Annotated in this window: 23 protein-coding genes and 1 pseudogene; 13 read left to right on the top strand and 11 right to left on the bottom strand. The window is 68.3% G+C overall.

What is annotated here, in order from left to right; genetic code table 11:
- Positions 1 to 2 precede the first annotated feature (2 nt).
- Complete coding sequence (gene hrpB, locus BMX16_RS10180; protein ID WP_089902683.1) at positions 3 to 2,408, top strand: ATP-dependent helicase HrpB; 2,406 nt, start codon at positions 3 to 5, stop codon at positions 2,406 to 2,408.
- Positions 2,409 to 2,507: 99 nt separating this feature from the next.
- Positions 2,508 to 2,942: an NUDIX hydrolase gene (locus BMX16_RS10175; RefSeq protein WP_089902680.1), complete on the top strand. Its 435-nt coding sequence runs from the start codon at positions 2,508 to 2,510 to the stop codon at positions 2,940 to 2,942.
- Between the two features lie 435 nt (positions 2,943 to 3,377).
- On the opposite strand, the gene argF is transcribed toward BMX16_RS10175, so the two are convergent.
- The 4 genes from argF to BMX16_RS10155 all read right to left on the bottom strand — a co-directional run bounded on the left by argF (position 3,378) and on the right by BMX16_RS10155 (position 6,997).
- Positions 3,378 to 4,283 (bottom strand): ornithine carbamoyltransferase, encoded by a 906-nt coding sequence (argF, locus tag BMX16_RS10170; RefSeq protein ID WP_089902677.1) that lies wholly within the window; start codon positions 4,281 to 4,283, stop codon positions 3,378 to 3,380.
- A 74-nt stretch (positions 4,284 to 4,357) separates the two neighbouring features.
- Positions 4,358 to 4,840 carry a GNAT family N-acetyltransferase gene (locus BMX16_RS10165; protein WP_089902674.1) on the bottom strand — a complete coding sequence of 161 codons (483 nt, stop codon included), beginning with the start codon at positions 4,838 to 4,840 and terminating at the stop codon, positions 4,358 to 4,360.
- Positions 4,833 to 6,014, bottom strand: a complete 1,182-nt coding sequence (locus tag BMX16_RS10160) for an aspartate aminotransferase family protein (protein WP_089902668.1) — start codon at positions 6,012 to 6,014, stop codon at positions 4,833 to 4,835. The genes BMX16_RS10165 and BMX16_RS10160 overlap by 8 nt, the downstream gene beginning before the upstream one ends.
- 197 nt (positions 6,015 to 6,211) lie before the next feature.
- The gene (locus BMX16_RS10155) at positions 6,212 to 6,997 is read right to left on the bottom strand and encodes an ABC transporter permease (RefSeq protein ID WP_089902733.1); all 786 of its coding nucleotides are present in this window, start codon (positions 6,995 to 6,997) and stop codon (positions 6,212 to 6,214) included.
- Positions 6,998 to 7,183: 186 nt separating this feature from the next.
- Here BMX16_RS10155 and BMX16_RS10150 point away from each other — a divergent pair, with 186 nt between their 5' ends.
- Positions 7,184 to 7,786 (top strand): GcrA family cell cycle regulator, encoded by a 603-nt coding sequence (locus BMX16_RS10150; RefSeq protein ID WP_089902665.1) that lies wholly within the window; start codon positions 7,184 to 7,186, stop codon positions 7,784 to 7,786.
- A gap of 113 nt (positions 7,787 to 7,899) precedes the next feature.
- Positions 7,900 to 8,673, top strand: a complete 774-nt coding sequence (locus tag BMX16_RS10145; RefSeq protein ID WP_089902662.1) for an SDR family NAD(P)-dependent oxidoreductase — start codon at positions 7,900 to 7,902, stop codon at positions 8,671 to 8,673.
- Between the two features lie 6 nt (positions 8,674 to 8,679).
- On the opposite strand, the gene BMX16_RS10140 is transcribed toward BMX16_RS10145, so the two are convergent.
- Entirely contained in the window at positions 8,680 to 9,780 is a 1,101-nt protein-coding gene (locus tag BMX16_RS10140; protein ID WP_089902659.1) for an endonuclease/exonuclease/phosphatase family protein, read from the bottom strand.
- Between the two features lie 127 nt (positions 9,781 to 9,907).
- Between BMX16_RS10140 and rimO the strand changes: the two genes are divergently transcribed.
- The gene (rimO, locus tag BMX16_RS10135) at positions 9,908 to 11,314 is read left to right on the top strand and encodes a 30S ribosomal protein S12 methylthiotransferase RimO (protein ID WP_089902656.1); all 1,407 of its coding nucleotides are present in this window, start codon (positions 9,908 to 9,910) and stop codon (positions 11,312 to 11,314) included.
- 102 nt (positions 11,315 to 11,416) lie between these two features.
- A complete protein-coding gene (gene trhA / locus BMX16_RS10130; protein ID WP_089902731.1) occupies positions 11,417 to 12,073 on the top strand; it encodes a PAQR family membrane homeostasis protein TrhA in 657 nt (218 codons plus the stop codon).
- Between the two features lie 44 nt (positions 12,074 to 12,117).
- Here trhA and BMX16_RS10125 read toward each other — a convergent pair whose 3' ends face one another.
- On the bottom strand, positions 12,118 to 12,855 hold the full coding sequence (locus tag BMX16_RS10125; protein ID WP_089902653.1) for a M48 family metalloprotease: 738 nt from the start codon (positions 12,853 to 12,855) through the stop codon (positions 12,118 to 12,120).
- A 193-nt stretch (positions 12,856 to 13,048) separates the two neighbouring features.
- Here BMX16_RS10125 and BMX16_RS10120 point away from each other — a divergent pair, with 193 nt between their 5' ends.
- The 5 genes and pseudogenes from BMX16_RS10120 to BMX16_RS10100 all read left to right on the top strand — a co-directional run bounded on the left by BMX16_RS10120 (position 13,049) and on the right by BMX16_RS10100 (position 16,057).
- On the top strand, positions 13,049 to 13,297 hold the full coding sequence (locus BMX16_RS10120; protein WP_089902651.1) for a hypothetical protein: 249 nt from the start codon (positions 13,049 to 13,051) through the stop codon (positions 13,295 to 13,297).
- Positions 13,294 to 14,393: pseudogene (locus BMX16_RS10115) on the top strand (class II histone deacetylase). The gene BMX16_RS10120 and the pseudogene BMX16_RS10115 overlap by 4 nt, the downstream one beginning before the upstream one ends.
- On the top strand, positions 14,363 to 14,770 hold the full coding sequence (locus tag BMX16_RS10110) for a GFA family protein (RefSeq protein WP_089902648.1): 408 nt from the start codon (positions 14,363 to 14,365) through the stop codon (positions 14,768 to 14,770). The pseudogene BMX16_RS10115 and the gene BMX16_RS10110 overlap by 31 nt, the downstream one beginning before the upstream one ends.
- Positions 14,771 to 14,789: 19 nt before the next feature.
- The gene (locus tag BMX16_RS10105) at positions 14,790 to 15,368 is read left to right on the top strand and encodes a nitroreductase family protein (RefSeq protein ID WP_089902645.1); all 579 of its coding nucleotides are present in this window, start codon (positions 14,790 to 14,792) and stop codon (positions 15,366 to 15,368) included.
- The gene (locus BMX16_RS10100) at positions 15,365 to 16,057 is read left to right on the top strand and encodes an EI24 domain-containing protein (RefSeq protein ID WP_089902642.1); all 693 of its coding nucleotides are present in this window, start codon (positions 15,365 to 15,367) and stop codon (positions 16,055 to 16,057) included. The genes BMX16_RS10105 and BMX16_RS10100 overlap by 4 nt, the downstream gene beginning before the upstream one ends.
- On the opposite strand, the gene BMX16_RS10095 is transcribed toward BMX16_RS10100, so the two are convergent.
- Together BMX16_RS10095 and mce are read right to left on the bottom strand one after the other, a co-directional pair.
- Positions 16,054 to 16,347 (bottom strand): DUF1467 family protein, encoded by a 294-nt coding sequence (locus tag BMX16_RS10095; protein ID WP_089902639.1) that lies wholly within the window; start codon positions 16,345 to 16,347, stop codon positions 16,054 to 16,056. The two genes, BMX16_RS10100 and BMX16_RS10095, sit on opposite strands and share 4 nt — an antisense overlap.
- 101 nt (positions 16,348 to 16,448) lie before the next feature.
- A complete protein-coding gene (gene mce / locus BMX16_RS10090; RefSeq protein ID WP_089902636.1) occupies positions 16,449 to 16,853 on the bottom strand; it encodes a methylmalonyl-CoA epimerase in 405 nt (134 codons plus the stop codon).
- 149 nt (positions 16,854 to 17,002) lie between these two features.
- Between mce and BMX16_RS10085 the strand changes: the two genes are divergently transcribed.
- Positions 17,003 to 17,719, top strand: a complete 717-nt coding sequence (locus BMX16_RS10085; RefSeq protein ID WP_089902633.1) for a response regulator — start codon at positions 17,003 to 17,005, stop codon at positions 17,717 to 17,719.
- Between the two features lie 118 nt (positions 17,720 to 17,837).
- Here the strand turns inward: BMX16_RS10085 and BMX16_RS10080 are convergent, their stop codons facing one another.
- Genes BMX16_RS10080 through BMX16_RS10070 form a run of 3 tightly spaced genes read right to left on the bottom strand, consistent with a single transcriptional unit; the run spans position 17,838 to position 21,096 of the window.
- Complete coding sequence (locus BMX16_RS10080; protein ID WP_245731471.1) at positions 17,838 to 18,527, bottom strand: GNAT family N-acetyltransferase; 690 nt, start codon at positions 18,525 to 18,527, stop codon at positions 17,838 to 17,840.
- A 29-nt stretch (positions 18,528 to 18,556) separates the two neighbouring features.
- On the bottom strand, positions 18,557 to 19,717 hold the full coding sequence (locus tag BMX16_RS10075) for a DUF1501 domain-containing protein (RefSeq protein WP_089902628.1): 1,161 nt from the start codon (positions 19,715 to 19,717) through the stop codon (positions 18,557 to 18,559).
- 2 nt (positions 19,718 to 19,719) lie between these two features.
- A complete protein-coding gene (locus BMX16_RS10070; RefSeq protein WP_089902625.1) occupies positions 19,720 to 21,096 on the bottom strand; it encodes a DUF1800 domain-containing protein in 1,377 nt (458 codons plus the stop codon).
- A gap of 337 nt (positions 21,097 to 21,433) precedes the next feature.
- On the opposite strand from BMX16_RS10070, the gene BMX16_RS10065 reads away from it, so the two are divergent.
- A complete protein-coding gene (locus BMX16_RS10065; protein WP_089902622.1) occupies positions 21,434 to 22,054 on the top strand; it encodes a L,D-transpeptidase in 621 nt (206 codons plus the stop codon).
- Positions 22,055 to 22,120 lie beyond the last annotated feature (66 nt).

Below are 22,120 nucleotides of genomic sequence, written 5' to 3'. Positions count from 1 at the left end.
GGATGGCGGAGCGGCTTCCCATCGACGACGTGATGGCCGAGGTGGTGGCTGCCGTGCAGTCCCACGGGCGCGTCGTGCTGCAGGCCCCGCCGGGGGCGGGCAAGACCAGCCGCGTGCCGCTGGCCTTGCTGGCGGCCGGTGTGGAAGGCCAGATCGTCATGCTGGAACCGCGCCGTCTGGCCGTGCGCGCCGCCGCCGAAAGGTTGGCCGAGGGGTTGGGCGAGGCGGTGGGCGGTCGTGTCGGCTATGTCATGCGGGGCGAGCGCAAGATGGGGCGCGGCTGCCGCATCCTTGTCGTGACCGAAGGCATCCTGACGCGGATAGTGCAGGACGATCCGTCGCTGACGGGCATCGGGGCGGTGATCTTCGACGAATTCCACGAGCGGTCGTTGCAGGCCGATCTGGGGCTGGCGCTGGTGTGGGAAGCGATGGGCGCGCTGCGCCCCGATCTGGCGCTGGTGGTCATGTCGGCCACGCTGGATGCGGCCCCGGTCGCGGCGCTGCTGGACGATGCCCCCATCGTCACCGCGCAGGGCCGTGCGTTCCCGGTCGACGTGCAGTGGCTGGACCGCGCCCTGCCGCCCCGCGCGCGGTTGGGTGACGCCGTCGCCGACCTGCTGGTGCAGGTGGTGCCGCAGACCACGGGCGGCGTGCTGGTGTTCCTGCCGGGCGAAGGCGAGATCAGGCAGGTGGCGGCGGCCTTGACCGGGCGACTGCCGCCCGACTGTGACGTCCGGCCACTGTACGGTGCCCTGCCCTTTGCCGCGCAGCGGGCGGCCATCGCGCCGGTCGTGCTGGGTCGCAAGGTAGTGCTGTCCACCGCCATTGCCGAAACAGCACTGACCATCGCCGACATCCGCGTCGTCGTGGATGCGGGCCGCGCCCGGCGGGCCCGTTTCGATCCGGGCAGCGGCATGGCCCGTCTGGTGACGGAACGCGTCAGCCGCGCCGAGGCGACCCAGCGGGCGGGCCGCGCCGGACGCGTCGCCGCCGGCACCGCATGGCGGATGTGGACCAAAGGCGAGGAGGGCGCCCTGCCCGCCTTCGCCCCGCCCGAAATGCTGCGCGCCGACCTCACGGGGCTCGCGCTGGAACTGGCGATCTGGGGCAGCGCGGACCTTGCGTTCCTGACGCCCCCGCCAGAGGGCGCGCTGGCCGAGGCGCGGGCGCTGCTGCGCGATCTGGGTGCACTGGACGCCCACCACCGGGTGACGGCGCATGGCCGCACGCTGGCCGCCCTGCCGGTGCATCCACGGCTGGGCCACATGCTGGGCGTGGCGGGCGCGCAGGCCGCTCCGCTCGCGGCCCTGCTGGAGGCGCGCGATCCCTTGCGGGGCGCCGGCGTCGATCTGGCGCAGCGGCTGGCCGTGGTGCGCGGCGATGCCGCGATGCCTGCCGACAGGGGCGCCGTCGCCGCGATCAGGACCGAAGCCGCGCGGCTGGCGCGCGGGCTGAAGGACGGCCCGACCCTGAGCATCGGTCAGATGGCGGCCCTCGCATATCCGGACCGGATCGCGCTGCGGCGGCCAGGCGACGATCCGCGCTATCTGCTGTCGGGGGGCAAGGGGGCCGCCATGGATGCGGGCGACGCGCTGGCGGGGCAGCGGTTGCTGGTCGTGACCGACACCGACGGCAACCCGCGCGAGGCGCGGATCAGGCAGGCCGCCGTCATCGGCATGGACGAACTGCGCGCCGTCATGAATGGGCGCATCCGCTGGCACGACCATTGCGCCTGGAACCGCCGCAGCGCCCGGGTCGAGGCGGTGCAGCAGGAACGCCTTGGCGCGTTGGTGCTGGAGGAGCGGGCGTGGCGCGACGCGACGCCTGATGCAGTTGCGGCAGCAATGCTGGAGGGGGTGCGGCAGCTGGGCCTGCGCCCTTCGGCTGCGGCAGACCTGTTGCGGGCGCGGGTGGCGCTGGTGCCCGACATGCCGGACATGACCGACGCCGCCCTGCTGGCGACGCTGGAGGACTGGTTGCTGCCGTGGCTGGACGGGGTGCGGACGGCGGCGGACTGGGCGCGCTTCGACCTGTTCCCGGCCCTGCGCGGGATGCTGGATCACGGCACGCAACAGCGCCTCGACCGGGCGGCGCCGCCGCATTTCACCACGCCGCTGGGGCGGCGCATTCCCATCGACTATGCCGGTGATGCCCCCGCCATCACCCTGCGCCTGCAGGAGATGTTCGGCCAGACCGTGCATCCGTGCGTGGGCAATACGCCACTGCGCGTCACGCTGCTGTCGCCGGGGCACAAGCCCGTGCAGGTCACGCAGGACATCCCCGGCTTTTGGGCCAGCAGCTATGCGGACGTGCGCCGCGATATGCGCGGACGCTATCCGCGCCACCCCTGGCCAGAGGATCCGCGCCTCGCTGATCCTACTTTGCGGGCAAAACCACGCAGCAGTTGATGAAATGCACACTTTTGCGTGGCATTTCATTGTAATCGGTCCGCGGACGCATAGAATCGATCCAACAACAGGACCCATCGCATTGACCGAGCTGCCCGTATGACCGACCAGACCGCCACCGACCCGGATCCCGCCACGCCGCGGCAACAGGTTGCGGCCCTGTGCCACCGCAAGGGAGCGAAGGGTCGCGAGGTTCTGCTGGTCAGCAGTTCCCGCGGGCGCTGGATCCTGCCGAAGGGTTGGCCGGTCGACGGGTTGAGCGATGGCGAGGCCGCGTTGCAGGAAGCATGGGAAGAAGGCGGCGTGCGCGACGGATCCGTCTCGTCCGAGCCTTTGAGCCGGTTTCGCGGCATCAAACGGTTCGACGACGGCGAAATCGTGCCTGCCGACATCCGCGTCTACGGCATCAAGGTCCGTCACATCGCAAAGACCTTTCCGGAATCCCACCGTCGCAACCGCCGGTGGGTTACGTTGTCGAAGGCGGCCAAGCTGCTGATCGACAAGGGATATCGCAAGGCGTTGAAGGCGATCTGAGGCAGCGTGACCCGCAAGGGTCGCCGTGATCCGCGATCGTCATGCCGCTGACGACGGCGGGAGCAGTTCGTCGCATCGTGCAGTGCCTGTCCCGGTCCAGCCTGTCTGCCGCGATGTCGCCGGCACATGGCGCCCAAGTCCCCGACCCGACGTCGGCCCAAGGCAGGACCAGCGCGTCGGTGATCCTGCGCGGTCCGGTACGGTGGAAGGCCAGCACCTCTGGCACCGACGTGGATCAGAACTCCTGCGAACCTCCAGATCGCCGGATGCACGCCCCGTCATGGCATCGCAGCGACAGGTGTGGCACGCCCGCACGACGCGGTCGGCAGGGGGTATCGCCAGCTGGTCCGAGGATCGCGGGCGGACACGTCATGTCCCCTCGGCCCACCCCCGTTGCAATGCGCGGCAGACCCTGTGCCCTGTGCCCTGTGCCCCTCAGCCCTGCACGCACCAGCGCATGATCGCCTTCTGTGCATGCAGGCGGTTCTCGGCCTCGTCGAAGATCACCGAATGGGGGCCGTCCATCACCGCCGACGTCACCTCGTCGTCGCGGTGCGCGGGCAGACAGTGCATGAACAGCGCGTCGGGATTGGCCTGCGCCATCAATCCTTCCGTCACCTGATAGCCGCGCAGCTGGTTGTGACGCCGTTCGCGCGCGGACGCAGGGTCGTGCATGCTGACCCATGTGTCCGTTACCACGAGGTCGGCGCCCTGCACCGCCCGGCCCGGATCACGCTCGATCCGGTAGAGGCCATCGAGGGCGGGTTCCGGATCCAGCGGCGGCGGGCCGGAGAACACCAGATCGAAGTCGAACTGCTTGGCCGCATGGGCGAAGCTGGCAAAGACGTTGTTGCCGTCCCCCGACCAGACCACGCGGCGGCCCTTGATCGGCCCACGGTGTTCCTCGAACGTCATGATGTCGGCCATGATCTGGCACGGATGGGTCCGGTTGGTCAGGCCGTTGATCACCGGCACCGTGGCGTGTTCGGCCATCTCGTGCAGCGTCGCCTCCTCGAACGTGCGGATCATGATCATGTCGACGTAGCGCGACAACACGCGTGCGGTATCCGCGATGGTCTCGCCGTGGCCCAGCTGCATGTCGGCGCCCGACAGCACCATGGTCTGCCCGCCCATCTGGCGGACGCCCACGTCGAAACTGACGCGGGTGCGGGTCGAGGGTTTTTCGAAGATCAGCGCGACCATGTGGTTGGCCAGCGGCTGATCGGCGTCGGGCGTGCCCTTGGGCAGGCCGTGGCGGGCGTCCTTCATGGCGCGGGCATCGTCGATGATGGCGCGCAGGGCGGCGGGCGGGGTGGTATGGATGTCGAGGAAATGGGTCATGGCGTCGTCTTCTTCTGTGGCGGGTCGGGGCACGGTGGTCCCTGACCGAAGGGGGCTTGCATGAGGTGCGGCGTTCAGTTGTGAACCATGACCTGCACCGGGTCGCCGTCCTCGCGTGGCACGACGCGGTCGGTGCGGAATCCGGCACGGGTATAGGCGGCGATGGCACGCAGGTTGGCGGGGTCCGGGTCGGTCAGCACGAGCGGGCAGGATCGTCGCAACTCTGCCACGCGGGCCGCGATGAGACCGGCCCCATGCCCCTGCCCGAGGAAGGCACTGTCGCCAAGGAAGGTGTCGATGGCCCGCGCCGCGGCGTCAAATCCCGCGAACTGCGGAGCACCAAAGGCGTGGGCGTTGTAATCCTGGATGTAGGCAAACGGCGTGCCGTCCAGCTCCACGATCCGAATGTCCACCAGGGCCCTGCCAAGGTCCTCCTCGATCAGCCGCGCCTCGGTCGCGCCGTCGGCCCACCAGCCGCCCATGTGCGGCTGGTCCAGCCAGTGGCGGAACATCGGGAGGTCGGCACGGCTGATCGGGCGGAAGCGGTAATCAGCCATGGCCGCCCACCTGCCCCGCCGCAGTATCGAGGCGGTCCACGGCGGTCGCAATGTCGGCGTCGGTCAGGTTCAGCGGCGGCAGCAGACGGATCACGTTGTCGGCGGCGGGCACGGTCAGGATGCCGGCGTCATAGCCCGCCTTCACGATGTCGGTGTTCGTGGACTTGCACATCAGGCCCAGCATCAGGCCGGACCCGCGCACGCCGGTAAAGACGTCGGGGTGCGCGGCGGTCAACCCTTCCAGCTTTTGGCGCAAGAGGCCCGCCTTGCGGTTCACCTCTGCCAGGAATGCGGGGTCGGAGATGATCTGCATGACAGCCAGACCCACGGCACAGCCCAGCGGGTTGCCGCCATAGGTCGACCCATGGGTGCCCGCCGTCATGCCGTCCGCCGCATCGGCGGTGGCAAGGACGGCACCAATGGGGAAACCGCCGCCGATACCCTTGGCCACCATCATGATGTCGGGGGTGATGCCTGACCATTCGTGGGCAAAGAGCTTGCCCGTCCGCCCCACGCCGCACTGCACCTCGTCGAATATCAGCAGCAGGCCGTGTTCGTCGGCCAGATCGCGCAACCCCTTCAGGCACTGGTCGGGCACCGGGCGGATGCCGCCTTCGCCCTGCACTGGCTCGATCAGGATGGCAGCCACGGTCGGCGATGCGACGGCGGCGGTCAGCGCGTCGTGATCGCCGAAGGGCAGATGCACGAAACCGGGCAGCAGCGGGCCGAAGCCTTTCACCATCTTCTCGGACCCCGCCGCGGCGATCCCGGCAGATGAACGGCCGTGGAAGCTGCCCGAAAAGGTGATGATGTCGGTGCGGTCCGGCTGACCTGCGTCGTAAAAATGCTTGCGCGCCATCTTGACCGCCAGCTCGCACGCCTCCGTCCCGGAATTAGTGAAGAACACCGTGTCGGCAAAGGTGTGCGCCACCAGCAGGTCGGCCAGCGCCTGTTGCGCGGGGATCTGATACAGGTTGCTGACATGCCAGACCGCGTTAGCCTGATCGGTCAGGGCCCGCACCAGTGCGGGATGCGCATGGCCGAGGCTGTTGACCGCGATGCCCGCCCCGAAATCGAGGAAACGGCGACCGTCGGTGGCCGTCAGCCACGCACCCTCGCCCTTGGCGAAGGCCATGGGCGCGCGGTTGTAGGTCGGCAGGATGGTGGAGATCATGGGATCGGCCTTTGTGGCGGCGTATGCCCGGCATCGTGCCCGCTGGGGGCTGCCGGGTCAACGTGACGTGGTCAGGGAAAGAGAACGAACGTGCAGAGGCGGACGCAAATCAGCGTCGGCGTCGGATCGCGGTGGCGGCACGGGTGTTCATCCGCAAACCCTAGACCGGACGATGACGTGGGGGCAAGCCCCCGTCGTCACGCCTTCAGACGGTAGCCCCGGTCGAGCCAGCGCCAGACCACGGCCTGCACCACGACGTTGGCGGCCACCACCACCGCCAGCCCCAGCCAAGGCGAGCTGTCGGACACGCCGATCATCCCGTGGCGCACGCCGTCGATGATGTAGAAGAACGGGTTGGCATGCGATGCGGCCTGCAGCAGACCCGGCAGTGCGTCGATGCTGTAGAAGGTGCCGGACAGGAACGACAGCGGGGTCACGATGAAGTTCGAGATCGCGGACAGCTGGTCGAACTTGTTGGCGAAGATGCCGGCGATCATGCCCAGCCCGCCCATGAACATCGACCCCAGCGTCACGAACGCCAGCATCCACGCCGGGTGCAGCACCGGCACGCCCAGCAGCAAGAACGCGCCCGCCGCGATCACCACCGCCACGATCAGGCCGCGGACCACGGCCCCCCAGAGGTAGCCCGCCAGCAGCTCTGCCGCGGACAGGGGCGGCATCAGCGTGTCGACGATGTTGCCGCCCACCTTGGCCGAAGCGAGCGAGGACGAGGTGTTGGCGAAGGCATTCTGGATCACCGTCATGATCAGGATGCCGGGGGCGAGGAAGGTCATGAACGGCACGCCCATTACGTCGCCGCGTTGCGGGCCGATTGCGATCGTGAAGATCATCAGCAACAGCCCCGCGTTGATGAGCGGCGCCATGATCGTCTGGCTCCATACGTTCATGAAGCGTCGCACCTCCCGCGCCGCAAGCGTCCGGGTGCCTGTCCAGTTGACGCGACCGAACCGGCGCACGCCCATGGCGGCGTTGCGGGTCGTGGCGCCCCCCGGTGCGGCGGCCCCGGTTGTGGCGGATTGGTCGGTCATGGGCGCGTTCCTCATCTTTCGGGGTGCGGTCCTTCACTTCCCCGGTTGCAATGCTTAGAATAGGGGATTGCGACAATAGACAAGGCCCAGCACCGTCCGGGCTAGAACGAAGGAAGCCCGATGTCCTGGACTGATGAACGTGTCGAGACGCTGAAGCGCATGTGGGGCGAAGGGCAATCCGCGAGCCAGATCGCCAAGGAACTGGGCGGCGTGACGCGCAATGCCGTGATCGGCAAGGTCCACCGGCTGGGCCTGTCGAACCGCGTCGGCCCCGGCGGCGCAGACCCCGTGGAACCCGTGGCCGAGGTCGAACCCGAAGTGGTTGACGACAAGCCGGTGATGCGCACGGAATCCGCCACACCCGCCCGCGTGCCAAAGCCCGATCCCGGTATCGTGGTGGCCGAAGAGCTGGACGAGAACGGCATCCCGATCAGCGCCGCCCGCCGCGCGATCATCCCCGCAGGCCAGCCCCTGCCGCCGCAGCCGTCCGCGAACGAAATCAGCCCGGAGGCGCTGGCCAAGGTCAACGAGGTGGAAAAGACCGCCAAGAAGATCGGCCTGATGGAGCTGACGGAAAAGACCTGCAAGTGGCCTGTGGGCGATCCCGCGACGCCGGACTTCTGGTTCTGCGGTCTGCCGAGCCAGCAGGGCAAACCCTATTGCGAGGCGCATGTGGGCGTCGCGTTCCAGCCGATGTCGTCGCGGCGCGACCGCCGCCGCTGACGCGCCATCCCGCGGGGTTCTGCCGGCGCCGGACCCCGCTGCGACATCCATGGCCTTGATCTGCGCGCAACCGCGCCCATCTGACGGGCATTGCAATGCAGAAGGATTTTACCATGGGCAGGCTTGCACTGATCACCGGCGCATCGGGTGGCATCGGGCGTGAATTCGCCCGCATCCATGCGCGGCGCGGCGGCGACCTGATCGTCGTGGCCCGCCAGACCGATGCGCTGGCCACGCTGAAGCAGGAACTGGAGAGCGCCTATGGCATCACCGTCCAGACCATCACTGCCGATCTGACCGACCCCGATGCGCTGGCGGGGGTCGTGGCGCAGGTCGCAGCCCAACCCATCGACATCCTCATTAACAACGCCGGCTTCGGCGGTCAGGGCGAGCATATCGACCGCGATCTGGCGCGGGAACGGGCGATGATCGACCTGAACATCACCGCCCTGATGACCCTGTGCCACGCGGTCGGTGGCGCAATGGCACGGCGCGGATCGGGGCGCATCCTGAATGTCGGCTCGACCGCAGGCATGATGCCGGGCCCGCTGCAGGCGGTCTATTTCGCCACAAAGGCGTTCGTACGCAGCTATTCGCTGGCCCTGGCCGAGGAGCTGCGCGACCGCGGCGTCACCGTCACGGTGCTGGCCCCCGGTTTCGTCGATACCGGCTTTGCCGACGCGGCAGACCTGCACGGGACCGCGCTGGTCAAGGGGGGTGGCAAGACGGCCGCCAGCGTGGCGAAGCTCGGCTACGAGCAGATGATCGCGGGCCGCCTGCACGTCATTAACGAACCGGGGCTCAGCCTGGCGCTGAACTGGCTGATCCCGCTGATGCCGCATCGCATGGTGCTTGCCATGCTCAGGCGGATGCAGACCAAGGGCTGATCCGCGTCAATCCTCGTCTTCCCAATTGGACCCGATCGCCTCGCGCTTGGTGTTCTTCTCGCGGTCGATCATGTCTTCGATTTCGACCATGTCCTCTTTCGTCGCGTCTTCTGGCCGGGTTTCGGCCGCCTCGACCGGGGTCAGCAACAGCTTGAAATACATGGGAAAGTGGTCGGACTTGATGTGAACCTCGCGGCGCATGTCCAACAGGCGGAACTGGGCGTCATGGAACAGATGATCCAGCGGCCAGCGCATCCACGGCATCGTGGCGCTGAACGTGTTGTAGAACCCCCGACCGACGCGCGGATCGAGCAGACCCGACACCTGTTGGAACCGCTGCGTGGTGATCGACCACGCCACGTCGTTCAGGTCGCCCGACACGATCACGGGCAGCGGATCGTCGCGCGCCTCGATCGCCACGGACGACATTTCGGCGTCGCGACCCTCGGTGTCCTGAAACGGCACGGGGGGTTCGGGATGCACGACATACAGCCGGAACGCGAGGCCGTCCGCGAGGGGCACTCGCGCCCGCAGGGACGGCACGCCGTCCACGACGGCCTCGCGGAATTCGGCATCCTCCAGCGGCAGGCGGCTGTAGACCGCCATGCCGTAACCGGTATCCAGCGGCCGCAATCGCTGGTGCGGATACATGTCCGACAGCACGTCGAGGGCATCCACCCATTCCTGATCCACCTCCAACGCCATCAGGATGTCGGGCTTGGCCCGCCGGGTCAGGTCAATGAGGGGCTGATACTCGCGGTTCGACTTCTTGACGTTGGCGGCCAGCAGACTGACGGTACGGTCTTCGCTGATCACCTCGTGCTTGCGCGGGCGCAGCGACTGCCGGCGGCCCACCGGCAGGTAGCGACCGATGTAATAGAGTTGCACCAGCGCGCAGGCGATCATCAGACCGTAGATCCAGCGCCAGTAGAGGGGGTGGAACCACCATGCGACCGCGATCAGGATGACCGCCAGCCCCAGCACCTGTTGCCGCGGAAAGTCGGCGCTGCGGATCAAACCATGGGCGCGGCGCGAAAAGGGCAACAGAGTTGCCAGCACCGTCACGCCGACAAAGAACCACAGAAGTATGTCGTAAACCAATGCCATGGCGGGTCGTCCTGATCCGATGTCGGCGCATCAATGCACGGAAATGCCGCATCCTCCACCCCGAAACGCCATGTGACCTGGGGGACCGCCCCCTTTTCGTCGGGGCATCGACACGGTAGAAGGCCCCATGACACACAACCCCCCAGACCTGCGCCCCGACCTTGCCCGTGCCCGCGTGACCGATGTGGCCAATCTTAATCATGCGAGGCCCGGTCAGCCCACCATCGGCATGGTCAGCCTCGGCTGTCCCAAGGCGCTGGTGGATTCCGAACGGATCCTGACCCGCCTGCGCGCCGAAGGTTATGCGATCAGCGCCGACTATCACGGGGCCGAGGCGGTGATCGTCAACACCTGCGGCTTTTTGGACAGCGCCAAGGCCGAAAGCCTCGACGCGATCGGAGAGGCGCTGCGCGAGAATGGTCGCGTGATCGTCACGGGGTGTCTGGGGGCCGACCCCGACTACATCCGCGAGCATCATCCCCGCATCCTTGCCGTGACGGGGCCGCAGCAGTACGAACAGGTGCTGGACGCGGTGCATCTGGCGGTGCCGCCCAGCCCCGATCCGTTCATCGACCTGCTGCCCGCACGCGGTGTCAGCCTGACCCCGCGGCATTACAGTTACCTCAAGATTTCAGAGGGTTGCAACCACGCCTGCAAGTTCTGCATCATCCCCGACATGCGCGGGAAGCTGGCGTCCCGCCCCGCCCACGCGGTCCTGCGCGAGGCGGAAAAGCTGGTGCAGGCGGGTGTGCGCGAGTTGCTGGTGATCTCGCAGGACACCAGCGCCTACGGCCTCGACCGCCGTTACGATGCGCATCCCTGGCAGGAGCGCGAGGTGCGCAGCCACATCACCGACCTGACCCGCGAACTGGGGCAGTTGGGGGCATGGGTGCGCCTGCACTACGTCTATCCCTATCCGCATGTGCGCGACCTGATCCCGCTGATGGCGGACCCGGCCAACGGCGTTCTGCCCTACCTCGACATTCCGTTCCAGCACAGCCACCCGGACGTGCTGCGCCGCATGGCCCGCCCCGCCGCCGCGTCGAAGACGCTGGACGAGATCGCCGCATGGCGGGCGCAGTGCCCCGACATCACCCTGCGCTCCACCTTCATTGTGGGCTATCCGGGAGAGACTGAGGCCGAATTCCAGCATCTGCTGGACTGGCTCGATGCCGCACAGCTCGACCGCGTCGGCTGCTTTCAGTACGAGAACGTCGCGGGGGCCCGGTCCAACGCCCTGCCCGACCACGTCGCACCCGAGGTCAAGCAGGACCGCTATGATCGCTTTATGGAAAGGGCGCAGGCCATTTCGGCGGCGAAACTGGCCGCAAAGGTTGGAAAGGTGCTGGAGGTCATCGTCGACGACATCGACGAGGATGGCATCGCCACATGCCGCACATGGGCCGATGCCCCGGAAATCGACGGCAACCTGTTCATCGACGCGGACACCGAAGGTCTGGCGGTCGGCGATGTGCTGAAGGTGACGGTGGACGAGGCGGGCGAATACGATCTGTGGGGCGTCCGCCTGCCCTGACGGCGGCGGAGCCGTCCCGCTTTACACAACCGCAATCTTTCGTCGTCAGGGTTGACCTGCCGTCACGGCGACATCCCTGGCCCTGGGCCCTATATCACCGACATGACCTTGCCCCTCGACGCCTATCCCGCCTATGCCCGGTCCGAACGGATCGCCGATGGCAGCCTTCACCTGCTCGGCGTCGTCCTTGCGGTGGCGGGTGCCGTGGCCCTGTGGGTCTGGGGTGTGCCGCGCACGTCCGGTGCTGACACGCTGGCCCTGATCGTCTATGGGCTGGCCCTGATCGCGACATTCGCCGCGTCGGCCTGCTATCACATGACGCCGTGGACCCGTTACCGGGCCATCCTGCGGCGGCTGGATCACGCGGCGATCTACCTCAAGATCGCGGGCACCTTCACGCCTCTGGCGGTGCTGGTCGGGTCGGGCCTAACGCTGGCGGTGCTCGCGGTGGTCTGGATGCTGGCGCTGTGGGGGATCGTGCGAAAGGTGTTCTTCTGGCAGGTGCCGGGGCGCTTCGGCCCGGCGCTCTACCTCGGGATGGGGTGGCTCGGCGTGCTGCTGGTGCCAGGGATCGCGACACTGCTGCCCGCGACAGCGCTGGGCCTGCTGGCAACCGGTGGGCTGCTCTATTCCGCTGGTGTGATCTTCTTCTGGTGGGACGGGTTGAAGTTCTCGAACGCGATCTGGCACGGCTTCGTGCTGGCGGCGTCATGCTGTTTCTTTGCCGGTATCTGGATCGCCGTCGCGACCCTGACCTGACGGCCCGGCACGCGAAAGCGCCGCCAGCCGAAAGCCCCAGTCGCCTAAAGTCCCAGTCGCGCCGCCGTGCGCTGCACGATCCGCACCCGTTCGGCATTGGCCGGATGGGTGCCAAGGAACGTGTCGCCCGGATCGGGGATGCGGAAGAAGAACGCGGCCCCCCGCACCGGATCGTACCCCGCCTGCGCCGCGATCACGGTGCCGAGGGCGTCCGCCTCCAGCTCAAAGTCCTTGGAATAGGTGCGCGCGCCGATGGCCGCGCCGAATTCGGCGGCGCGGCGGCCCACGTCGGGGTCGTCAGACAGGCCGACCACCTGCCCCATGATCGCGGCCCCGATCGTCGCGTTCCGCCTCTGGCGCGCCAGATGGCCTTCGATGTGGTGCGCCGCCTCATGGCTCAGGATGAAGGCCATCTCGTCGACGTTGCGCGCCTCGGCCAGCAGGGCCACGGTAAAGGCCACGATCGGCCGCCCGTCAGGCCCCAGCGTCTGGAAGGCGTTGGGCGGGGCATTGGGGTTGCGGTCGACGGCAAAGGCGAAATCGCAGTTCAGATCAGGCGAGCGGTCGCGGCAGATCGCCTCGGCGACGGGTTCGACCGCCTCCACGACGGTGACCAGACTGCGCACTGCAAGACGCGCATCGTCGCGGCTGGTGTCCAGCGTGCTGGCGGATTCCGGCAGCACGATGGGCGTGGGTGCCGGCGTGGAATCCTGCACGCCCGGGGCGGCGGCGCATCCGGCCAGCAGCAACGCCACGACAAGGCTGATCGGATGGCGTGACATGCGGGCGGCAACCTTTGGCGATGGGGTGGGGTCACACTGCTATCGCATGTCGCGACCCGCCCCCGCCAGTCCCCGCCTGTGGCGGCCGTGCACAATATCGAGATTGTCCAGACTGGCGTTGTCCGGGCTGGCGTTGTGCAGGCTGGCGTTGTGCAGGCTGGCCCCCGCCCGCATCCACCGCTAGGTTGAGGGCATGTTTACCATCGAACACGATTTCGACGCGACCGTGATCACCCTGGTCGACGAAGGTGCCCCGTACCTGCAGGAGGATGTGATCGTGAACGCCTTCGACGACTGCGTCACGATCACCCAGTTCGACGCCCGCCTGAACGAGACGCGGACCATCACCCTGTCCCTGTCGCAGGTGCGCGATCTGGGGGCAGCGCTCGATCTTCCGGAGGGCAGCTATCAGTTGTCCAAGCCGGACGGGACCGCGCGGTGACCACGGGATTCTTCTGGGACGAGCGCTGTTTCTGGCATGGCGGCGGCAACTATGCGGGCGTGATGCCCGTGGGCGGCCTCGTGCAACCCAGCGCCACCGGCGGCCTGCCCGAGAACCCAGAGACGAAGCGCCGGTTGAAGAACCTGATCGCCGTCACGGGGCTGGACCGCGACCTGCACATGACAGGCGCCCCCCCTGCCACACGCGCCGATCTGCTGCGGGTGCATCCGGCGCACTACATCGACGCCTTTCAGGCCCTGTCGGACGCGGGCGGCGGCGAACTGGGTCTCCGCACCCCCTTCGGCCCCGGCGGATTCGAGGCCGCGTGCCTGTCGGCGGGACTGGCGACCGGCGCACTGCGCGCCGTGCTGCAGGGGACGCTGCACAACGCCTATGCCCTGTCGCGCCCGCCGGGGCACCATGCCCTGCCGGATTTCCCCAACGGCTTTTGCCTGCTGGCCAACATCGCCATCGCCATCCGCGCCGTGCAGGCGGACGGGCTGGCGCAGCGCATCGCCGTGCTGGACTGGGACGTCCACCACGGCAACGGGACCGAGGCGATCTTCTACGACGACCCGGACGTGCTGACGGTCTCGCTGCATCAGGACCGCAACTATCCGGTGGATACCGGTGCCTTCGCCGACCGGGGACGCGGCGCGGGGCTGGGGTTCAACCTGAACATCCCCCTGCCGGCGGGCACCGGACATGACGGCTACCTCGCCGCCCTCGACCGGCTGGCGCTGCCAGCGATCCGCGCGTTCCGCCCCGACGCCATCGTCATCGCCTGCGGCTATGATGCGGCACTGAACGACCCATTGGGTCGGATGCTGGCCACGGCGGACACATTCCGCCAGATGACCCGGCGCGTCATGGCGCTGGCGGACGACGATGCGGCGGCTGCATCGTCGCCGTGCACGAGGGCGGTTACGCGGAAACCTACGTGCCCTTCTGCGGCCATGCGGTGCTGGAGGCGTTGTCCGGCAGCCCCGTCACGGCGTCGGACCCCATGGCCGCCATGTTCGCCGCCCGCCAGCCGGATGCCCGCTTTGCATCGTTCCTCGACGCGTGGCTGCGCGAGATGGAGGATGCCCTGTGACCACGCACACCGGGGCCTGCCTGTGCGGGACCATCCCCTTTGCCGTGACCGACCCCCTGCCCGCCCCCAACGCCTGCCATCGCGTGCAGTGCCGCATGCAGTCGGGCCATGTCGGGGCCTCGGTCGACGTGGACCGAACGGCGCACAGCGTCATCGGGACACCCGTGTGGTTCGCATCGTCCGACACCATGCGCCGGGGCTTTTGCGGCATCTGTGACGCGGTGCTGTTTCGGGACCCGCTGCACGGGCCACGCACCGCCGTCGCGATGCGGGCATTCGACGACCCGACCGGCACGCGGCTCGCGCTGCATATCTTCACGTCGCAGCAGGACGATGCCTATGATATCGTCGATGGCCTGCCACAGAACCCGCGCTGAGCGCAAAAAGGACCGCCCCATGCCAGATGCCGACCCCGCCGCCCTCGCCTTCCTGCTGTCCCGCCGGTCGGTCCCGGCACAGGCGCTGACCACGCCGATGCCGGACCGCGACACGCTGACGCGGATCTTGACCGCCGCCGCCCGCAGCCCCGATCATGGCAAGCTGGAACCGTTCCGCTTCGTCGTTCTGGGCCGGGATGCGCTTGGCCGGATCGCAGGCACCCTGCCCGCCCATGGCGCGCGTCTGGGCGTCCCCGCCGACAAGATCGCCAAAGCGGTGGCGACCTACGGCGCGGCATCGCTTGCGGTGGTGGTCGTCCACAGCCCGAAGCCCTCGGACAAGGTGCCCGCGATCGAGCAGACCTATGCGACAGGCGGCGTATGTCTGGCCCTCGTGAACGCCAGCCTCGCGGCGGGGTTCGGTGCGACATGGCTGTCGGGCTGGTTCAGCCACGACGCCACCTTCGTGCAGCACGAACTCGGCCTCGCACCACTGGAATCGGTGGCTGGCATCGTCCACATCGGGACCGCCACCAGCACGCCCCCCGACCGCCCGCGCCCGGACCTGAACGCGATCACCGACTGGTCGCGCGCGTGATCTTTGGTGATTTCATCAAGGCGCTGGGGCAGTTGCCGGACCCGCGGTTCCGCCGGGTCGTGGGCTGGGGCATCGGGGTGTCGATCGCGCTGCTGGCGGCGATCACATGGGGCGTGCAATGGCTGATCGCCACCTTCGCCTCTGGCCCGGTGACGCTGCCGCTGATCGGTCCGGTCAACTGGATCGACGACGCACTGGGCTGGTCCATGCTGGCGCTGATGCTGGTGCTGTCCATCGTGCTGATGCTGCCCATCGCCGCCGCGGTCACGTCGCTCTTTCTCGACGACGTGGCCGACGCGGTCGAGGCGCGACACTACCCCACGCTGCCGCCCGCCCCCGCCACGTCATTCTGGGACGGGCTGCGCGACGGGATCGGGTTCTTCGGCCTGATGATCGTTGCGAACTGTCTGGCCTTCGCCATCTATTTCACCGTGCCGCCCGCAGCACCGTTCGTCTTCTATGCGATGAACGGCTATCTGCTGGGGCGCGAATATTTCCAGGTCGCCGCCCTGCGCCGTGAAGGGCGCGCCGGTGCGCATGCCCTGCGGCAGCGTCACGCCGGCATGGTCTGGCTGGCGGGGGTGCTGCTGGCAGTGCCCCTGTCGATCCCCGTGGTGAACCTGCTCGTTCCGGTGCTGGGGGCCGCGACCTTCACGCACCTCTATCACCGGCTGGCGCGGCAGGCCTAACCGGGCTGCACAAGGGGCTGGCCGCGCTCCATCCGGTCGAACCAGTCGATGTCCTGCAGCGTGATCGCACCGGACCAGATGATGCTGGCGAAGACGATCCAGATGCCGATGGCCCAGACCGTCGTCACCTTGGCCTTGCGCCCGATCTTGACGTCGGCGGGGGCGGATTTGTGGGTGCCGGGCACGACGACGCCCGCCTCGCCCTGACTGACGTTGCGCAGCGGCAGCACGATCAGAAAGATCATCCACCAGATCACCGCGAACATCACGATCGCCGAGGTCGGTCCCATCGTCACTCATCCTTCATATCGCCCGGCCTTGCGCGCCACGGGCTTCTTCTGGTCAAAAATATCCCCCTGCCGGAGGCATCGGTCCCGGCACGGGACCGACATCAGACCTGTTCGAGTTCCACCAGCGTGCCCTGGAAATCCTTGGGATGCAGGAACAGCACCGGCTTGCCATGTGCGCCGATCTTGGGAGTCCCGTCGCCCAGCACCCGCGCCCCCGTGGCCGTCAGACGGTCGCGGGCGGCGACCAGGTCATCCACCTCGTAGCAGATGTGGTGGATGCCCCCCGCCGGGTTCTTGTCCAGGAACTTCGCGATCGGGGATGCATCGCCCAGCGGATACAGCAATTCGATCTTGGTGTTGGGCAGCGTGATGAAGATCACCGTCACACCGTGGTCCGGCTGGTCGAGGGGCGGTCCGACCTCCGCCCCGAGGGCCCCGCGGTACTGGTCGGCCGCCGCCATCAGGTCGGGCACGGCGATGGCCACGTGGTTCAGGCGTCCGATCATGACAGGCTCCCTTCGTGTTTGGGTCGTGATGCCATGACGGTCGCGCAATGCCAACACCGGCATCTCGCCGCAGGTCCGTTAACGCTGTGTTTACGCTGCCGTGGTGATCTGAGGTTCACCGCTTTGCGCAACCCAAGGGGCCACATCCGATGGACAACCTTTCTTCGCTGCTGACCACCCGGGCGCCCACCGCGCAGCGCCCCCTGCTGGGCCTGACGGTGCTGGTCGTAGAAGACAGCCGTTTCGCCTGCGAGGCGATGCGGATGCTGTGCCTGCGGTCCGGTGCCCGCATCCGCCGGGCCGACACGCTGGCCAGTGCGCGCAAGCATTTGTCGGTCTATCGCCCGACCGTGGTGATCGTGGACGTGGGCCTGCCGGACGGGTCCGGCACCGCGCTGATCCGTGCGTTGTCCCAGGGATTGCCGCGAATCGACGTGATCCTGGGGACCTCCGGCGATCTGACGGCAGAGGATGCGGTCATCGCCGCCGGGGCCGACGGCTTCGTGGCCAAGCCGATGGCCAGCCTTGCCGCGTTTCAGGCGGCGATCCTGATGCACCTGCCGCCCGACCGGCAACCGCCGGGGCCGCGCATGGTGTCGCGCGATCGGGTGGAACCGGATCTGTTGGCCTACCGCGACGACCTGTCCCATGCGGCGGACGTGCTGGATCACGACGACAGCCCGCAGACACTGGATTACGTCACCCAGTTCCTGTCGGGGGTCGCGACCTCTGCCAAGGATGCGGACATGCAGGACGCCGTGTGCCGCGTGATCGCCCAGCGTGCAGCGGGGGTCGCGCCCACGACGGGCCTACGCGACCTTGGACGGATGGTCCGCACGCGCCTGTCGGCCGCACCGGGGCTTTGACGCGAGAAGGACGATGGGCATCGTGTCAAAGAGCGGCACGGCGGTCCCGCAGGCTCGATCATTGCCGGTGCACGGCACACCGCAGGCACCGCACGCACCGCGCACCCCGCCCGCGACCTTACGCCGGTCGCGACGGATCCCAACCGACCACATGCGGCGCCGTCAGATCGCCCAGCGCCTGCCGCTGCCGGCCATCCGCATCAAAGTTCGCCGGATCCAGCCACCGGGCATGGGCCGTGCGGATCGCGGGCCAGTCACCGTCCGTCATGGCGAACCATGCAGTGTCGCGGTTACGGCCCTTGACAATCATGTGCTGGCGAAAGAGCCCCTCGTAACCGAACCCAAGGCGCTGCGCGGCACGCCGCGACGGCGCGTTCAGGGCATTGCATTTCCACACGACGCGGCGATAGCCCGCATCGAACGACCAGCCCAGCAGCAGGCTGAACGCCTCGGTCGCAAGCGGACTGCGCTGCAGCGCGGGCGACAGGTTCGCATTGCCGATCTCGATCTCCCGCATCGCGGGCACGACGCCCATCAGACAGGCATAGCCCAGCGCCGCCTCCGACCCGACCCGCCCCACGGCGAAGGTCGCACAATCGCCGCGCGCGACCCAGACGGCGAGCGCGGTCGTCAGCGCCGCGGCATCCGTGGGTGCCTGCTCGCCCATGTAGTCGAAGACCCACGGACTGTCCGCGAAGGCAGCGAACAGCGCGGGCGCATCCGCGACCGCGTCCAGAGGCCGCAGCCATGCCAGCCGTCCGGTCAGCGTCACGCCCCGCGGATGCGGTGGCGGTGGGGCATCGGCCACGATGGCCCCCAGGGGCCGCGCCGGTCCGGTCACAGGATAAGGCCCGGATCGGTGCCAAGATCGAGGCCCGGAAACACCGACTGCGCAATCACGTCGGCGTCCAACCCGAACAGCCCGCGCATGATCCAGCCCGCGACGGCCCGCACATCCCCCGTCGGCATCAGGTCGCGCCGGTCATAGAGCGCCGCCTCCGACAGGCCCGGCCAGCGGCCCGCCACCTGTCCGCCGCGTAGCGCGCCGCCTGCATAGATCAGCGCGCCACCGGTGCCGTGATCGGTGCCGCGGGTGCCGTTCTCGCGCGCGGTGCGGCCGAACTCGGTCATGCACAGCACTGCCGTCCTGTCCCAGACCGGCCCCAACCCGTCGCGCAGGGTCAGGATCGTCTGCGCCAGCTGCCCAATAGCGCGGCTCAGGTTGCCCGCCTGTCCCGCATGGGTGTCCCAGCCGTTGATCGAGAAACTGGCGATCCGCGTCTCCTCGCGCAGGCGGGCCGCGGTGAATTCCGCCAACGCCGTGGCGGATGCGGCGTTGCCGGTTGCCATGCCGTCGTCATCCACGGCCATGCCGTCCGCGATGGCGACGGCCTGCAGGGCCGCGTCGCGGAACAGCGGATCGCCGTGCAGCGTCGTCTCCAGCAGGCGGCGCATCTGCGGCGACATCTCCAGCGTCACCTCCGGCGACCAGCGCAGGTGCGGCGCGGGGCCGGTCATGATCGCCATGCGGTCCTGACCGATGGCGTAGGCCGTCTCGGCGGTCATGCCGGGCACCGTGGCCACCATCCGGTTCAGCCAGCCGCCTGCATCGCCATCCAGCCGCAGGCTCCCCGCCTCCAGCACGTCCTGACCGTCGAAATGGCTGCGCCCGTCGCGGTAGGGGGTCGAGACGGCATGCACCGCCCCCATCTCTCCTGCCTGCCACAGCGGCAACAGGGGCGACAGCGCGGGGTTCAGCGCCCAATAGTCGTCCACCGCCAGCCCCTTGCCGTCGTTCAGCGTGGGCCGCAGACCGGCATAGTCGGGATCGCCAAGCGGCCGCACTGCGTCCAGCCCGTCCATCGCGCCCCGCAGCACGATGACGACCAGCCGGTTGTCCCACGGTCCCGACGCCAGCGCCACCGGCGTCAGGAACGGGCTGGCGGCGGCAGAGCATCCCAGTGCGGCGGACCCGAGGATGAAGCGGCGACGATCCATGGTCAGATCCTTTGAAATGCGGGCGAGGTCAGGACCAGCGCGATGCCATCCGCCTGTTTTTCCGCCGCAGCGGCGGCAAAGACCAGATCGGCGGGCGCGTCCGGCCCGATGGCCGTGACGACAAAGGCGCGCGGGTCCGGCAGGCGGTCCACGACATCACCGGGCCGTTGCAGCGCCCACGTGATCCGCGCAGCCAGGTTCTGCGGCGTGATCCATGTCGCTGCCGCCTCCGACCAGCCATCGGGGCCGATCGGACGCTCGATTGGTTGGCCCATCGCCGCCAGCGGTCGGTCGATCAGGCGACCGAAGCCGCCGGTGTTCAACGCCATCAACGCGTCTGCCCGCGTGCCCAGCGCCCGCAGGGCAGCGATCACGAACAGATCCGGGCGTCGCACCTTGGCCCGCGTGTGCGACCATGACGCGGGATGTTCGAGCAGCGCCGCCGCCACGGCCAACAGGTCGCCGCCGCTGGCCACATAGGCACCGGCGATGTGGTCCACCAGCGCCGCATCCGGCGTCTCGGCCACGAAATGCACCGCCAGCTTCAGCGCGATATGGCGCGCGGTCGCCGGTTGCAGCGCCAGATCGTCGAGCGCCGCGTGAATCGTCCCGATCTCCGCCTCGGCAGCGTAGCGGCGTCCCATCACGACTTCGGCCCCCGGCTCGGCCCAGCGGGGGCGATAGATCACGCCCGCATCCGCGTCATAGGCCAGACCCGTCAGCAATTCCGCCATCTGCGTCACATCGGCTTGGCCGTAACCGCCCTGCGGGCCGAGCAGGTGCAGTTCCAGCAGTTCGCGGGCCAGATTCTCGTTCAACCCGCGCCCGGCCTGCAGGCCTTGTGGCGAATTCGGCCCCAGCGAGCGGCTTTGATCGAGGTAGAGGATCATCATCGGATGCATCACCACCGCCTTGAGCATGTCGCCGAAGCGGCCCGTCACATGGGGCCGGATCGCATCGGACACGAAGGGCGTCAGCATGTGCCGCTGTGCGGAATTCTTGGCCAGCACCGTGAAGTGATCCGCCCAGAACAGCGTCAGCCGTTCGCGCAGGCCGTCCTGCGCTATGACACCGCGGGCGATGGTGGACCGGATGTTGTGGCCGCGTACCGCGTTCGCTTCCCGGTTCAGACCGCGCAGGGCTTCTGTCGTCACCTCTTGCCGGGGCGTGCCAGCCGCTTCGCGGCGGGCCCGCGTCGCCTGCTGCATGTCGCGCATCGACGGCACGGTGCCGGCCATGCCGGTGATCGGCAACCGCTCTGCCGCGCGGTCCGGGCCGGACAGCAGGACCAGCATGCCATCGACATCCCACGGCGGTTCGATCACCGGGGACAGTCCGGTGCCGAACCGTGTCGCTGCAATCGTCGAATCGAATGTCATGCACGTCCCTGCCCTGCCCAGACTGGGGCGACCATAACAGGCCCGCGCCCCGGCGCCCATCCCGCAGCGGGACCCCAGCGGGACCGCAGCAGGTTTCCGCGCCGGGCACCGGCAAGTCGACCCCATGGATCGCGGCGCGTCGGACTGGAGTTCAGACGGCCCCGCGGGGCGGCAACCTGTCCGCTCTTGCAGCCGCTTGCGGGTGTCCGCGACGCCACCGGACCCGGCATGCAACCTGATTGACACATCACCCGCGCAGACGTGACTCCGACCATCTTGCATCGGGGCCAGCACAGGATCATCTTGTGCGCAAGTTATCGTGTTCCAGGAGCCTTCCATGATCGACCGCCGCCTCTTCTTGACCACCTCTCTGCTGGGGGCCGGCGGATTGATGCTGCCTTCGGTGCTCTTCGCGCAGGACGCCGCGACGGGAGAGGTCCTCGACCCGATCGAGCCGCCCGCCCGCGACATGTCGCCGAAGCTGGTGCAGCTGGACAACCCCCTGCCCGCAGGCGAAGTGCACGTCGTCCCCGACGTCTACTCGCTCTACTGGACGCTGCCCAACGGCGAGGCGCTGCGCTATTACGTGGGCGTGGGCCGGGATGCGCTGTACATCGCGGGTGTCTTCACCATCGGCGCCAAGAAGGAATGGCCAAGCTGGACGCCGACGAAGGACATGATCGAACGCGATCCCGAAGCCTACGAGCAATACGCCGACGGCATGCCGGGCGGCCCCGACAACCCGCTGGGCGCGCGCGCGCTCTATCTGTTTCAGGACGGGATCGGCGATACGTTCCTGCGGATCCACGGCACGAACAGGCCCGACACGATCCGCACCGACGTGTCGAACGGTTGCGCGCGTCTGACGAACGACCAGATGATCGACCTCTATCCACGCGTGCCGATCGGCGCGCCGTGCTTTCTGTACGAAAAGAACCTTCTGCCGCGCGCGGCCTGATCCGCAACGCAAACGACAAAAAAGGCGCGCCGGAGCGATCCGGCGCGCCTTTTTTCGTGGCCGGCC

The sequence above is a fragment of the Loktanella fryxellensis genome, from assembly GCF_900110065.1.
GTDB lineage: Bacteria > Pseudomonadota > Alphaproteobacteria > Rhodobacterales > Rhodobacteraceae > Loktanella > Loktanella fryxellensis.
Note: the sequence above shows the minus strand (reverse complement) of the source record. Positions and strands in the feature narration are given on the sequence as shown.